This is a genomic window from Burkholderia sp. KBS0801 (assembly GCF_005937855.2).
Taxonomy (GTDB): domain Bacteria; phylum Pseudomonadota; class Gammaproteobacteria; order Burkholderiales; family Burkholderiaceae; genus Burkholderia; species Burkholderia ambifaria.
On record NZ_CP042178.1, the window covers coordinates 1239435 to 1253381 of the forward strand.

Consider the following 13947-nt stretch of genomic DNA (forward strand, 5'->3'; position numbering starts at 1 on the left):
CGGTGCAGGCGATGGCATGCGTCGCATCAAGTAGTGATCCTGACTATCTGCCGGGCATTCCCGGCAGGGCCCGCTCGCGGCTCGCTCGCCGCGAGCCGGTATCATAGCGGCCGGCCTGCCGCCACGGCCGGCTTCCGACAACACGCCATCCGGCATCCAGCAATCAGAGGCATCACATGACCAGTGCAACCCAATTCGACAACGTATCGGTCGTCAAGCGCGCGAACGTCTACTTCGACGGCAAGTGCGTGTCGCATACCGTGCTCTTCCCGGACGGCACGCGCAAGACGCTCGGCGTGATCCTGCCGTGCGCGCTCAACTTCGGCACGGACGCGCCCGAATTGATGGAAGTGCAGGCCGGCAAGTGTCGCGTGAAGCTCGACGGCAGCAGCGAATGGCAAACCTATGGCGCCGGCGAATCGTTCTCGGTGCCGGGCAAGAGCCGCTTCGACATCGAAGTGCTCGAGACGCTCGACTACGTCTGCAGCTACCTGTAAGCGCGCGGTCCACGCGCCAAAACAAAAGCCCCGCCTAAGCGGGGCTCGTCGCATGCGGACGGCGCAATGCCGTCCGGTGCGGGCCTTACAGGCAGGCGTTGATGTCGCCGGCGGAAGCGGCGTCGCCACGCATGCCAACCCACGTCTTCGCGCCCGGCTGCCCCGACGGGCGAACCATCGCGGCCGCGCCGTTTGGCGGTTGCTGGCCCGGTACGTAAACATCGGTCGCGAGACCGTTGGCGAGCACGTTCTGCGAGACGACCTGCTGTTGCGACTTGTCGGCCCAGGTCTTGGCGATGCATGCCGAGACGTCCTGAGCGGATTTCTGACTTTGTCCCACATTCTGCATGGCCGGATCGGCTGCATGAGCAGAAATTGCCACGGTCAATGCGATGAGCGGTAAGTATTTCATGTTCACGTTTTATCTCCCTCGAGTCGTGATTGATTGAGTGGGATGCGCAGCAGAACTGCGTCTCTGTGAGATTGCATCGGACCCATGCGGTTCCGGCGATTCCGCAACAAGTTGTTAACGCGCTTGCCAAACGGCGATCCGGATGCTGTGTGTTCTGCTGCGCCGCGGCATGCGTCGCGTGCGGCCCGCATGAAGGCGGGGACGCGGCAACGATGTCATGCTTCGTGAGGTCGGCTCGCTGCCCTGTGGTGTGGCGGATTGACGGCCGCGGCGTGCTGCATGTGTCTGCATGTCGCGCCGCGACGCTTCTGTATTGGATGGCGAAGTGGAATGGCTGAATGGTGGCCCCGTCGCATGAGCACCATGATGACAAACTTTCGTCCGGTGAATTGTCAACGAAGTTCAAACGTCGGACGCGCCGTTTCGGCCCTCGGGAGACGGCGAAAAGTGCGGTGCGCGGCCGGCGTGCCGCGCATCGCTGCAAAGATCAGCCGGCCTTGCGGGCGCCGATATCGCGCAGGTTGACGGGCACGATAGGGCGGAAGCGCTCGCGTTTCTGTTCGTCGTCGAAGTGCTGGAGCGCGGGTTTGATCAGATCGCTGCGCGACACGATGCCGGTGACGCGCAGCGATTGCGGATCGTCGACGACCGGCAGGCGTTCGAGGCCGAGCATCGCGAGTCGCGATGCGACGACGCGGCAGGTCTCGTGTGCCTGCGCGACGGCCGGTGCGCGACCGGCGAACGCGCTCGCGATCGATGCGTCGGGCCCGGCTTGCGCGCGGTGCGCGTCCAGCGTCGCGCGATCGACGAGTCCGAGCAGGCGGCCGTTCTGCACGACCGGGTACGCCCGGTGCGTTTGCTTCGCGCCGAAGTATTGCGACTCGACGGCGTCGAGCGGCGTGGCGCCGTCGATCGCGACGAGCGCGTCGGCGGACGTCATCACTTCAGCCACGTCATGACGTTCGAGCGGATCGACGCCGTATTCGCGGTAGATGTGATAACCGCGGCGCGCGATCTTTTCCGTCATGATCGAGCGCTTCATCACGATGGTCGCGAAGCCGTGCGCGACGAGCGTCGCCGCGAGCAGCGGCAGCAGCGCGTTTGCGTCGTGCGTGAGGCCGAACGCGAACACGATCGCGGTGAGCGGTGCGCCGAGCGTGGCGCCGAGCGTCGCGGCCATGCAGACGAGCGGCCACAGCGCCGGGTCACCGCCGGGCAGCACCGGCGACAACACGGTGCCCAAGCCCGCGCCGAGCATCAACAGCGGGGCGAGCACACCGCCGGACGTGCCGGAGCCGAGCGCGATCACCCACATCACGGCTTTCACGATCAACAGCGCCAGCGCGATCTTCAGCGCGATGTGCTGATGCAGCAGGTCGCCGATCACGTCATAGCCGACGCCGAGCGCGCGCGGCTCGAGCCAGCCGCCGATGCCGATCACGACCGCGCCGAGCGCGGGCCACCACATCCAGTGCACCGGCAGCTTCGCGAAGGTGTCCTCGACGCGGTACAGCGCGGCCGACAGGCCGCACGCGAGCATGCCCGACAGCAGGCCCGCGACGATGCACGACAGCAGCGCGACGGGCGTGGGCGATGCGGTGGTCAACGGAAACAGCGGTTCGACGCCGAAGAACACCGCGCGTGCGAAACCGGCGACCGCACAGGCGAGCGCGACCGGCAGGAAACTGCGCGGACGCCATTCGAACAGCAGCAGTTCGACCGCGAGCAGCACGGCGGCGACCGGCGTGCCGAACACGGCGGTCATGCCGGCGGCCGCGCCCGCGACGAGCAGCGTCTTGCGCTCGGCGGCAGTCACGTGCACGCATTGCGCGATCAGCGAGCCGAGCGCGCCGCCCGTCATGATGATCGGGCCTTCGGCGCCGAACGGGCCGCCGCTGCCGATCACGACGCCCGACGACAGCGGCTTGAGGATCGCGACCTTCGGCGACATGCGGCTCTTGCCGAACAGGATCGCCTCGATCGCCTCGGGAATGCCATGGCCGCGGATCTTCTCCGAACCGAAGCGCGCCATCAGCCCGACGATCAGCCCGCCGATGACCGGCACGACGATCACCCATGCACCGAGCGTATGGTTCGCGGGCGAACGTTCGGTGAACGAAAACTGCTGGAAGAAAAACAGGTTCGTGAACAGGTGAATCAGGCTCAACAGCACGAACGCCGCCAGCGTGCTGAGCAAGCCGATCCCGGCGGCAAGCAACGCAATCCTGGGCAGGCGTTCGTTGGTCGAGAAATCGCGTTTGTGTGGTGCGTTCATCGGCGTGAGGAAAGGTCGGTAAAGCCTGGGTCAGTAATCGATCTGCGGAACCTGGAACGCGCCCTTGAGCGATTTCAGCTCGGCGCGATGCATGGCCGCGAGGCGGGCGAGCAGCGTTTCGCCGGCCTCTTCGAGGTGCACCTCGACCTGCCGGCGGTCTGCTTCGCTCGTCTTGCGCTTCACGAGCCCGAGCGCTTCGCAGCGCGTCACCAGCGCGACGACGCCGTGATGCTGCGCCTGCAGGCGTTCGGCGATTTCCCCGATGGTTGCCCATTCACGGTGCGGGTAGCCTTTGATGTGCAGCAGCAGCAGGTATTGCAGCGGCGTCACGCCTTCACTTTGCGCGGCGCGTTCGGAGAAGCGCTCGAAGCGGCGCATCTGATAGCGGAATTCGGACAGTTGCTGGAAATCGCTTTTGGTCAGAGAGCGTCGGTTATCGGTCATTGCAGTCGGTCGGACAGGCGGTTTGGGTAGCGGTTAATATATCACAACATGATATAAATGGCCGATTTTTGGCGGAATGACCAGCATTGTGCCGTGCGTCGGCGTCGTTCGCTCGGGTTACGCGGCTTCCAGCATCTGCGTCTGCCGGTACAGGCCGGTGACGAGATCGGTCTGCGTAATGATCCCGACGAGCCGGCGCGATGCGTCGACGACCGGGATGTGGTGGTGGCCCGAGTGCGTAAACAGCGGCACCAGCGCGGTAAGCGGCATGGTCTGCGGCACGGACGCGACGTCGCGGGTCATCACGGTGGCGACGCTCGGCGGCTGGCCGCCGAACGACTGCGGCAACCGCGCGGACAGCCGTTGCCACAGCGGCGTCGGGCGGCGCGCCAGGCGCGTGAGGTCGGCGCGCGTGACGATGCCGATCAGGCGGGCGTCGCCGTCGACGACGGGCAGCGCCTTCACGCGATGGCGCTCGAGCAGCGTGAGCGCGGCCGCCACCGACGTGGACGGCGCGACTTTGATTGCGTTCTTCGTCATCAGGTCGGCGCACGTGAGCTGGCCGAACGTGCGCGTATACGCCTGCATCTCGGTTTCGCGCAGCAGCATTTCTAGGTCGTCCGGATCGACGTCGAGCCATTCGCTGCGGTGCTTGAGCACCGCGTCGAGATCGGCGCGCGTGAAGCCGCCGCGCGCAGTCGCGGCGCTGCCCGCTTGCGGTTTCGCGTCGGGACGCACGCCGCCGTGCGGATAGCGATGGCCCGTCAGCGCGTGATACACGAGCGCGGCCGACAGCAGGATGCCCGATTGCAACGCGATCGGCTCGACCACGAAGCCGAAGCCGAGCGCGTGGATAGCCGGGCCGCCGAGCACGGCCGTCAGCGCGACCGCGCCCGACGGCGGATGCACGCAGCGCAGCGCGAACATGCCGCCGATCGCGAGGGCAACCGCGACCGCGGCGGCCGTGATCGGATCGGCGATCCATTGCGCGCACGCGACGCCGACGGTCGCCGCCACCAGATTGCCGCCGATGATCGACCACGGCTGCGCGAGCGGGCTCGCGGGCACCGCGAACAGCAGCACGGCCGACGCGCCCATCGGCGCGACGAGCAACGGCACGAGGCCTGGCACGCCGGGCAGCAGCCGCATCGTGACGCCGACCGTCGCGATGCCGACGAGCGCGCCCGCGCACGAGCGCATGCGCTCGCGCCAGCCGAGCGTCATCGGATGGGGAATGAAGCTGTGCAGCCATTGGCGGAACGTGCGGCGCGACGGGGAGGAGCCTGACGACATGGACAGTAAGCGGTAAAAAGGACGGCGCGGATGATCCGGCGCAAGAAAAGCGGAATTATATCGTGTTGTGATACAAATTGTCGCGCCGCATCAACACGTTGCCTGCGCACGACGCGCAGGGCTTGCAAGAACCTTTCATCGGATGAAAGCGTGGCGGCTGCGCGATTGCGCAATTTTGCGTGCGGCGGCGTACAATTCCGGCCACCGAATTCCCCGATATGCCACAGCCACGCACGCGATACCCGCTCTCCCGCCCATTCCCCGGCATGGCGATCGCTTGCGCCGCGTTGGCGCGCACGCGTCGATTCCCGTCTGACGCGAGCGTCGCCGACGTTTCCCCACCGACCCTCCCCAAGCCAATTCAATGGACATGCTCGAAAACATGCGCCTGTTCGTGCGCGTTGTCGAAGCCGGCAGTTTCACCGCGGTCGCGAAAGAAATCGACGCGACCACCGCGCAGGTGTCGCGCGCGGTTTCGAATCTCGAAGCCCACGTGCAGACACGCCTGCTGCATCGCACGACGCGCCATCTCGGTCTCACCGAAAGCGGCGAGCGCTATTTCGAGCGGGCGAAATCGATCCTCGCCGAAATCGACTACGCGAACGCCGAAGCGCGCAACGCGCTGCTGCGGCCGAGCGGCAAGATGCGCATTCATGCGATGACGGGGCTCGGGCAGAGTCATGTCGTGTCGTCGATCGTGCGCTATCAGGAAGACAACCCGGACGTGTCGGTCGAGCTGACGCTCGCGCAGCGGATGCCGAACCTCGTCGAGGAGGGCTACGACGTGTCGATCGTGACCGCGTCGCAGTTGCCCGATTCCGGCTACGTCGCGCAGACCTGCGGCACGAGCTGCAGCGTGCTGGTCGCATCGCGCGACTACCTCGCGCGGCACGGCACGCCGAAGACGCCGGACGACCTGCCGAACCATGTGTGCCTGCGCCTCGATACGCCCGCGTCGCCGGCCAGCGAGTGGCGGCTCGAGCGCGGCGACGACGAGGAGACCGTCTACGAACTGCAGCCGGCGCCGTTCCAGGTCAACGTGCCGGATGCGCTGTGCGTCGCGGTGCGGGCGGGGCGCGGCATCGCGTGCGTCGCGCTGTACACGGTGCTCGACGACCTTCGCGAAGGGCGGCTGATCCGCGTGCTGCCCGAGTACCGGCTGCAGACGGTCAGCGTGTACGCCGTCTATGCGACGCGCCGCTATCTGGACGCGAAGATCCGCACCTTCCTCGACCATCTGCGCACGACGCTCACGCCCGCGCTGGAGAACGACCTGCGCGAACTCGACCGGCTCACGGTCGAGCACACGCCGGGCAAGCGCCAGCGCGCGTGACGCCCCGGACGTCGGTTCGTTCGCCGGGCGTCGCGGCGCCGCGCGTCACGCGGCCGGGCGTGATGCGAATCCGCTCGAAGCGGCCGGCGAGCCCCTTGCCGAAGAAGCGATCGTCATCAGCGCGATCACGACGGCGTTCGAGCCGGGGCAACCGAGTATGGGAATCGTATCCATATCGGGCTAACATCAAAAGACGACCGATTGATTCAAGATTTGAATGATTGAACTGAACCAGCTTCGCTGCTTCGTCGCCGTCGCCGAGGAACTGCATTTCGGGCGCGCGGCCAAGCGGCTGTTCATGACGCAGCCGCCGCTCAGCCGGCAGATCCAGTTGCTCGAGCACGCGCTCGGCATCGCGCTGCTCGAGCGCAGCAGCCGGCAAGTCAGGCTGACCGCGGCCGGCGAGCGCTTTCTGCGCGATGCGCGCCACATCCTCGAGTTTTCCGCGCGGGCCGAACAGGCCGCGCAGCGCGTCGCGCACGGCGGGGCCGGCCGCATCACGCTCGGCTTCACGGCGGTCAGCGCGTACCGGATGATTCCGGTGCTGCTCGCGCATGCGGCGCACGCGCTGCCGGACGTCGATGTCGAATTGCGCGAAATGGTGTCGACCGTGCAGATCGACGCGCTGGCGTCGCGCATGCTCGATGCGGGCTTCGTGCGCCAGCGCGCCGCGCGCCATCCGCTCGAATACCGGCTCGTGCAGCGTGAGCCGATGCTCGTCGCGGTCGCGCAGGGCTCAGCGCTCGCCGCGTACGAACGGATCGGGCCGGACGAGCTCGACCGCCAGCCGTTCATCGCGTATTCGCCGAACGAGGGGAAGTACTTCCACGACATGATCTCGGGGATGTTCGCCGGCGCCGGCCGCTTGCCGAACTACCTGCATTACGTCGGGCAGACGCATACGATCCTCGGCCTGGTGCGCGCGGGGCTGGGCGCCGCGCTGGTGCCGGCGTCGGCGCGCGAGCTGCATGTCGACGGCGTGGTGTTCCGGCCGCTCGCGGGCGTCGACGTGGCGGCCGAGCTGTATCTCGCCTGGCGCGCGGACAACGACAATCCGGCGCTGCCGGTGTTCAACGCGATGGTCGAGCGGTTTCTGACGGAAGGGGCGGATGGTGGCGGCATATAGCCAAAGGCCGTAGTCTGACGCCGCAACGAACTGGCGAACCCGAATCTGATCCTGGCCAGCCGGCATCTCGCGATTCCGGTCCGCCAACTGCGGTGTGAAGCGGGGAAGATGAAGCAGAGAAAATGAAGCGACGCGCGGCACGGTGGAAACGATCCGTCGTGCCGCGCGCTGTCGGACATCAGTGAGTGATCGACAGGAACAGATAGGCGGCGAACAGCGACAGGTGCACGACACCGTGCAGCACCGTCGTGCGCCCCTGGCTGAGCGTCAGCGTGCTGACGAGCAGCGTGAGCGCCAGCAGCACGGTTTCCATCGCGCCGATGCCGAGCGTGAGCGGCTGGCCGACCCAGATGAACACGGCCGCGACGGTCGGGATCGTGAGTCCGATGCTCGCGAGCGCCGAACCGAGCGCGAGATTCATGCTGGTCTGCAGGCGGTTCGCGCGCGCGGCGGTGACGGCCGCGAGCCCTTCGGGCAGCAGCACGAGCGCGGCGATCACGATGCCGACCGCCGCGTCGGGCGCGCCGAGCTTCATCACCGCATGCTCGACGGCCGGCGACAGCAGCTTCGCGAGCAGCACGACCGCGACGAGGCTCGCGAACAGCAGCACGAGACTGATCACCGCGGTGCGGCCGGTCGGCGGCGCGGCATGCACCGATTCGTTCGCACTGTCGTGCGCGGTGAGGAAGTAGTCGCGATGACGCACGGTCTGCACGAATACGAATGCGCCGTACAGCACGAGCGACGACACGCCGGCGAACGCCAGCTGCGATTTCGAAAAGAACGGACCGGGCGCGGCGTTCAGGTAGTTCGGCATCACGAGCGACAGCACCGACAGCGACGCGAGCACCGCGAGCGCCTTGCTCGCCCCGCGCCCCTGGAAGTCCTGTTCGCCGTGCTTCCACGCACCGACCAGCAGGCAGAGGCCGACGATGCCGTTGCAGATGATCATCACCGCGGCGAACACGGTGTCGCGCGCGAGGCCCGATTTCTCGGGACCGGCGCCGAGCATCACCGACACGATCAGTGCGACTTCGATGACGGTCACGGCGACCGCGAGCACCAGCGTGCCGAACGGCTCGCCGACGCGGTGCGCGACGACTTCGGCGTGGTGGACGGCGGCGAACACGGCGCCGGCGAGCGCGGCGGCCAACACTGCGATGACGAGGCCTTCGGCCGGCACGACGCGCGACAGCGCGAGTACCAGCCACGCGGCAAGCGGGGCCCAGAGGGTCCAGCGCGGGAGCTGGTTGGACGAGATCGGCATGGACGGTTTTCCTATGCGAGTGGCGGCGCGCGACGCGCCGTCACGGATTGACGAAGCCCGGCCGGATGATCCGCCGAACGAGGACGATGATGCTGATGGGCGGCAGCGCGCAACGGCGCTGCCTCCGGTTCGCCGCCAGCAGGCGGCGAGGGCGCGGGCGGGCCGAAGCCCGTCGCTGGATGAAACGGTTCAATGCGACCGGGTGCAGATGGCGGGGCGCGTCGGCGTGCCGGCTGGAGGCCTTGCGGTTCGGAACCGGCCCCGAAAGGGCGGTGGGCGACGGGCGGCGGCGTGACACGCGGTTTCCCCTGAAATCCGGCGATTTGTCGAATTTTATCAGGCGTTCGGGGGTCGCTATCTCATATTCGAACCCTTTCATTGACCTTTCGGTTTGCAAAAAGTGCCCCGATCGTTCGATTCTTTTGTTTTTGCAGTTTGCGTAACGCTCTATTGCCCGACAAATTCGGGCTCGCCCCGACATAAATCTACCGACCGGTCGGTTTATAATCGCTCGCACTTCCACTTCATTGACGGATCGCAAGCGATGGCTGGTTCTTCTGCACATTCGGTGAATTCGGGCGCGCTGGCGCCGTCGGCGGTCGTCGGCGTGATCGGCGCGGGCGCGATGGGCGCGGGCATCGCGCAGGTCGCGGCGGCCGCCGGTCATACCGTGCTGCTGTACGACCTGAACGAGGCGGCATGCGACAAGGCGCTCGCCGGCATCCGCGCGCAGTTCGCGCGGCTCGCGGAGAAGGGGCGGATGGAGCCGGCGCAGGCCGACGCGGCCGGCAACCGGATTCGCGCGGTGCGCGCGCTGGCCGAGTTCGCCGGCGCCGCGCTGATCGTCGAGGCGGCGGCCGAGCGTCTCGACGTGAAGCGCGAGATCTTCGCGACGCTCGAACGCCATGTCGACGAGACCTGCGTGCTGGCGACCAACACGTCGTCGATCTCGATCACGTCGATCGCGGCCGGGCTGCGCGCGCCGCAGCGCGTGGCCGGCCTGCACTTCTTCAATCCGGCGCCGCTGATGGCGCTCGTCGAGGTGGTCAGCGGGCTCGCGACCGCGCCGGAAGTCGCGCATGCGCTCTATGCGACCGCCGCCGCGTGGGGCAAGCAGCCCGTGATGGCGAAATCGACACCGGGCTTCATCGTGAACCGCGTCGCGCGGCCGTATTACGCGGAGGCACTGCGCGTGCTGAACGAGCAGGGCGGCACGCCGGCCTCGATCGACGCGGTGATGCGCGAAGCCGGCGGCTTCCGCATGGGGCCGTTCGAGCTGATGGACCTGATCGGCCACGACGTGAACTTCGCGGTGACCGAGTCGGTGTTCCGCGCGTACTTCAACGATCCGCGCTACACGCCGTCGCTGATCCAGCAGGAACTCGTGAATGCGGGCTTCCTCGGGCGCAAGTCGGGGCGCGGATTTTATTCGTATGCGGACGGCGCGACGCCGCCCGCGCCGGAGCTCGAAGCGCCGCGCGACGCGCCGGCCGACGTCGTGCTCTTCGCGCAGGACGGCCCGGCCGCCGCGCTGCATGCACGCTTCGCCGAACGCATCGCGGGCGCGCGGCGCGATGGCGCGCACGCGGACGAACTGCTCGCCGTGGCCGGGCGCGCGTCGATCGCGCTGACCGACGGTCGCACCGCGACGGTGCGCGCCGCGCAAACCGGCGTGGCCGATCTCGTACTCGTCGATCTCGCGCGCGACTACGCGCAGGCCGGGCTGGTCGCGCTGACGCGCGCGCTCCAGTGCGGCGACGCCGCCTACGCAGATGCGGTCGGCCTGTTCCAGCAAGCCGGTTTCCGCGTCGTCGGCGTCGCCGACGTGCCGGGCCTGGTTGCGATGCGCACCGTCGCGATGCTCGCGAACGAGGCGGCCGACACGGTCAACCAGGGCGTGTGCTCGCCCGCCGATCTCGATCTCGCGATGGAGAAGGGCGTGAACTACCCGTGCGGCCCGCTCGCGTGGGCAGATGCGATCGGCATCGGCCGCGTGCATCGCGTGCTGTCGAACCTCGCGGCGAGCTACGGCGAGGACCGCTATCGCGTGTCGCCGCGCCTCGCCGCCCTGCACGCGGCCGGTCGCACGTTCCGCTAGACGGCGGCCCCATCACCCCGATCACGATAACGACATCACTCCACTGGAGGAGCACCCCGATGACTCACCCGACGCATCCCGCCGCCGCCCTCGATCCGATCGAGACCGCCAGCCGCGACGAACTGCAGGCGCTGCAGCTCGAGCGTCTCAAGTGGTCGCTGCGCCACGCGTACGACAACGTCCCGCACTATCGTCGGACGTTCGACGCTGCGGGCGTGCACCCCGACGACCTGAAAACGCTCGCCGATCTCGCGAAATTCCCGTTCTCGACCAAGAACGACCTGCGCGACAACTATCCGTTCGGGCTGTTCGCGGTGCCGCGCGAGCAGGTCGTGCGCGTGCATGCGTCGAGCGGCACGACGGGCAAGCCGACGGTGGTCGGCTATACGGCGCGCGACATCGACACCTGGGCGAACGTGACCGCGCGCTCGATCCGCGCGGCCGGCGGCCGCCCGGGCGACACGCTGCACAACGCGTTCGGCTACGGGCTCTTCACGGGCGGCCTCGGGATTCACTACGGCGCGGAGCGGCTCGGCTGCATGGTCGTGCCGATGTCGGGCGGGCAGACCGAGAAGCAGGTGCAGCTGATCCGCGATTTCGAACCGAAGATCATCCTCGTCACGCCGTCGTACATGCTGAACCTGATCGACGAGATGGTGCGGCAGGGGATGGACCCGGCCGCGTCGTCGCTGAAGATCGGCATCTTCGGCGCGGAGCCGTGGACGCAGGCGTTGCGCGAGGAAGTGGAGACGCGCGTGGGCATCGACGCGCTCGACATCTACGGGCTGTCGGAAGTGATGGGCCCCGGCGTCGCGTGCGAATGCGTCGAGACGAAGGACGGCCCGGTGATCTGGGAAGACCACTTCTATCCGGAGATCATCGATCCCGTGACCGGTGAAGTGCTGCCGGACGGCAGCGAGGGCGAGCTCGTGTTCACGTCGCTGACGAAGGAGGCGATGCCGGTGATCCGCTATCGCACGCGCGACCTCACCGCACTGCTGCCGCCGACCGCGCGCGCGATGCGCCGGCTCGCGAAGATCACGGGCCGCTCCGACGACATGCTGATCGTGCGCGGCGTGAACGTGTTCCCGAGCCAGATCGAGGAAATCGTGGTCGCGCAGCCGAAGCTGTCGGGTCAGTTCCAGGTCACGATCTCGCGCGACGGCCACATGGACCGGCTCGACCTCGCGGTCGAGCTGCGCTCCGAGGCGGCCGCATGCGTGACCGACGGCGAGCGCGCGGCGATCGCGCGCGAGCTGCAGCACCGGATCAAGACGATGATCGGCGTGTCGGCCGGCGTGACGGTGCTCGCCGCCGGCGGCATTCCCGCGACCGCGACCGGCAAGGCCCGGCGCGTGATCGACCGCCGGCAGGCCGCCTGAGTCTGGCCGTTCCCTGTTCTACCGCGAGGAAACCTGTTCGATGGATGAATTGAAGACCCTGGCCGTTGCCGTCGATGCGCGCGGCATCGCGACCGTCGCGCTGCAGCGTGGCGACGTGCTCAACGCGTTCGACGAGACGATGATCGCCGAGCTGACCGACGCGTTCACGACGCTCGGCCGGCGCGACGATGTGCGCGCGATCGTGCTGCGCTCGGACGGCCGCGCGTTCTGCGCGGGCGCCGACCTGCAGTGGATGCAGCGCGCGAGCGCGAACGACGCGGCCGCGAACCTGCGCGACGCCGAGCGGTTCGCCGCGATGATGCGCGCGATCCGGCAGTGCCCGAAGCCGACGGTCGCCCGCGTGCAGGGCCACGCGTTCGGCGGCGGTGTCGGCCTGTGCGCGGCCTGCGACATCGTGATCGCGAGCGATCATGCGCGCTTTTCGGTCAGCGAGGCGCGGTTCGGAATCCTGCCGTCGGTGATCGGGCCGTATCTTGTCGAAGCGGTCGGCCAGCGCCAGGCGCGCCGGCTCGCGCTGACCGCGACGCAGCTCGCGGCCGGCGAAGCCGTCGCGATCGGGCTGATCCACCAGGCCGTGCCGCTCGACGCGCTCGACGCAGCACTCGACAAGACGCTCGCGGAACTGAGCCGCAACGGCCCCAATGCGCTGATGGAGATCAAGCGCTTTTTCGACGAGATCGGCGAGTACCCGCCGTCGGACGAACGCGCGGCGTTCACCGCGCAGACGATCTCGCGCGTGCGGGCCACGCCGGAAGCGAAGGAGGGCTTCGCCGCGTTCTTCGCGAAGCGGCCGCCCGCGTGGGAGCCGGGCACCGACTGAGGCCGACGAAGGCTGTGGCGCGGCCCGCGGGGCGCGGGTCGCGAATTGCATCTCGGGCGCGGGCGCTTGCTCTACAATGCGTGACCTCCGGCGCGCCGCCGGCCCCAGCCCTGATCGTTTCCTCGCCCCGATGATCGTCGACCGCCTTATCTCCGAGATCCTGTTCGGCTTCACCGGCCTGATCGGCATCATCAATCCGATCGGCATTGCATTCCTGTTTCTCGAACGCACCGAGGCGCTGACCGAGCCCGAACGGAACCTGCTCGCGAAGAAGGTGGCGTTCAACGCATTCATCGTGTTGCTGGTCGCATTCTTCGCCGGCACGCCGGTGCTGCATTTCTTCGGGATCTCGATGGAAGCGCTGCGGATTGGCGGCGGCTTCGCGGTCGCCGTCGCGGGCTGGCAGATGCTCAACGAGCCGGACGGCCCGGGCGGCGGCGACACGCCGGTCAAGCCGATCGACGCGAACGCAATCATGACCCGCGCGTTCTTCCCGCTGACCGTGCCGCTGACGGTCGGCCCCGGTTCGATCGCCACCGCGATCGCGCTGAACGCGAACCGCACGCACAAGCTGTCGGAATTCATGCTGTCGAGCATCGTGTCGATCGCGGTGTCCGCGCTTGTCGCGGTCGTGATCTGGCTGACCTACAGCCGCGCCGCGCTGCTGTCGCGCTATCTCGGCATCGAAGGCACCAAGGTCGCGAAGCGCGTGTCCGCGTTCCTGCTGCTGTGCATCGGCGTGCAGATCATGCTGACCGGGTTCTCCGAGTTCCTGCGGCCGCTCGCCGACCAGATCAAGTAATCCGTTCGTTCTTCGATGTGGTGGCCCGGCCCCCCGCGATGCGTGCGGGTCGCGGGTTGCGTTCGTCTTTCGTCCGTTCGACCCGGTTCCGCCCGGCGGCGCGCGAGCGCGGCGCGACGCGTTTGCGCGCCGCGGGATACCATGCGACGTCCGGCGGATGCACGCCCCGGCGTCCGT

At 67.9% G+C, this 13947-nt stretch carries 13 protein-coding genes; 7 read left to right on the forward strand and 6 right to left on the reverse strand.

What is annotated here, in order from left to right:
* Positions 1 to 176: 176 nt before the first annotated feature.
* Complete coding sequence (locus FFI87_RS22475; RefSeq protein WP_006478890.1) at positions 177 to 497, forward strand: pyrimidine/purine nucleoside phosphorylase; 321 nt, start codon at positions 177 to 179, stop codon at positions 495 to 497.
* Positions 498 to 582: 85 nt separating this feature from the next.
* Here the strand turns inward: FFI87_RS22475 and FFI87_RS22480 are convergent, their stop codons facing one another.
* The 4 genes from FFI87_RS22480 to FFI87_RS22495 all read right to left on the reverse strand — a co-directional run bounded on the left by FFI87_RS22480 (position 583) and on the right by FFI87_RS22495 (position 4921).
* Positions 583 to 909, reverse strand: a complete 327-nt coding sequence (locus FFI87_RS22480; RefSeq protein ID WP_012366194.1) for a hypothetical protein — start codon at positions 907 to 909, stop codon at positions 583 to 585.
* Positions 910 to 1396: 487 nt separating this feature from the next.
* Positions 1397 to 3184: a chloride channel protein gene (locus FFI87_RS22485; protein WP_012366193.1), complete on the reverse strand. Its 1788-nt coding sequence runs from the start codon at positions 3182 to 3184 to the stop codon at positions 1397 to 1399.
* Positions 3185 to 3214: 30 nt separating this feature from the next.
* Positions 3215 to 3628 carry a MarR family winged helix-turn-helix transcriptional regulator gene (locus FFI87_RS22490; RefSeq protein WP_006754165.1) on the reverse strand — a complete coding sequence of 138 codons (414 nt, stop codon included), beginning with the start codon at positions 3626 to 3628 and terminating at the stop codon, positions 3215 to 3217.
* 117 nt (positions 3629 to 3745) lie between these two features.
* Complete coding sequence (locus FFI87_RS22495) at positions 3746 to 4921, reverse strand: HPP family protein (RefSeq protein ID WP_138848968.1); 1176 nt, start codon at positions 4919 to 4921, stop codon at positions 3746 to 3748.
* Positions 4922 to 5285: 364 nt separating this feature from the next.
* Between FFI87_RS22495 and FFI87_RS22505 the strand changes: the two genes are divergently transcribed.
* A complete protein-coding gene (locus FFI87_RS22505) occupies positions 5286 to 6254 on the forward strand; it encodes a LysR family transcriptional regulator (RefSeq protein ID WP_012366191.1) in 969 nt (322 codons plus the stop codon).
* 217 nt (positions 6255 to 6471) lie between these two features.
* A complete protein-coding gene (locus FFI87_RS22510) occupies positions 6472 to 7380 on the forward strand; it encodes a LysR substrate-binding domain-containing protein (protein ID WP_138848966.1) in 909 nt (302 codons plus the stop codon).
* Positions 7381 to 7558: 178 nt separating this feature from the next.
* Here FFI87_RS22510 and FFI87_RS22515 read toward each other — a convergent pair whose 3' ends face one another.
* Entirely contained in the window at positions 7559 to 8647 is a 1089-nt protein-coding gene (locus tag FFI87_RS22515; RefSeq protein ID WP_138848965.1) for a calcium:proton antiporter, read from the reverse strand.
* A gap of 40 nt (positions 8648 to 8687) precedes the next feature.
* Positions 8688 to 9026, reverse strand: a complete 339-nt coding sequence (locus tag FFI87_RS34570) for a hypothetical protein (RefSeq protein WP_186381760.1) — start codon at positions 9024 to 9026, stop codon at positions 8688 to 8690.
* Positions 9027 to 9191: 165 nt separating this feature from the next.
* Here FFI87_RS34570 and FFI87_RS22520 point away from each other — a divergent pair, with 165 nt between their 5' ends.
* The 4 genes from FFI87_RS22520 to FFI87_RS22535 all read left to right on the forward strand — a co-directional run bounded on the left by FFI87_RS22520 (position 9192) and on the right by FFI87_RS22535 (position 13770).
* On the forward strand, positions 9192 to 10745 hold the full coding sequence (locus FFI87_RS22520) for a 3-hydroxyacyl-CoA dehydrogenase (RefSeq protein WP_138848964.1): 1554 nt from the start codon (positions 9192 to 9194) through the stop codon (positions 10743 to 10745).
* A gap of 59 nt (positions 10746 to 10804) precedes the next feature.
* On the forward strand, positions 10805 to 12127 hold the full coding sequence (gene paaK, locus FFI87_RS22525; protein WP_138848963.1) for a phenylacetate--CoA ligase PaaK: 1323 nt from the start codon (positions 10805 to 10807) through the stop codon (positions 12125 to 12127).
* Positions 12128 to 12167: 40 nt separating this feature from the next.
* Positions 12168 to 12968: an enoyl-CoA hydratase-related protein gene (locus FFI87_RS22530; RefSeq protein WP_012366186.1), complete on the forward strand. Its 801-nt coding sequence runs from the start codon at positions 12168 to 12170 to the stop codon at positions 12966 to 12968.
* A 130-nt stretch (positions 12969 to 13098) separates the two neighbouring features.
* The gene (locus FFI87_RS22535) at positions 13099 to 13770 is read left to right on the forward strand and encodes a MarC family protein (RefSeq protein ID WP_006754820.1); all 672 of its coding nucleotides are present in this window, start codon (positions 13099 to 13101) and stop codon (positions 13768 to 13770) included.
* Positions 13771 to 13947: the final 177 nt, after the last annotated feature.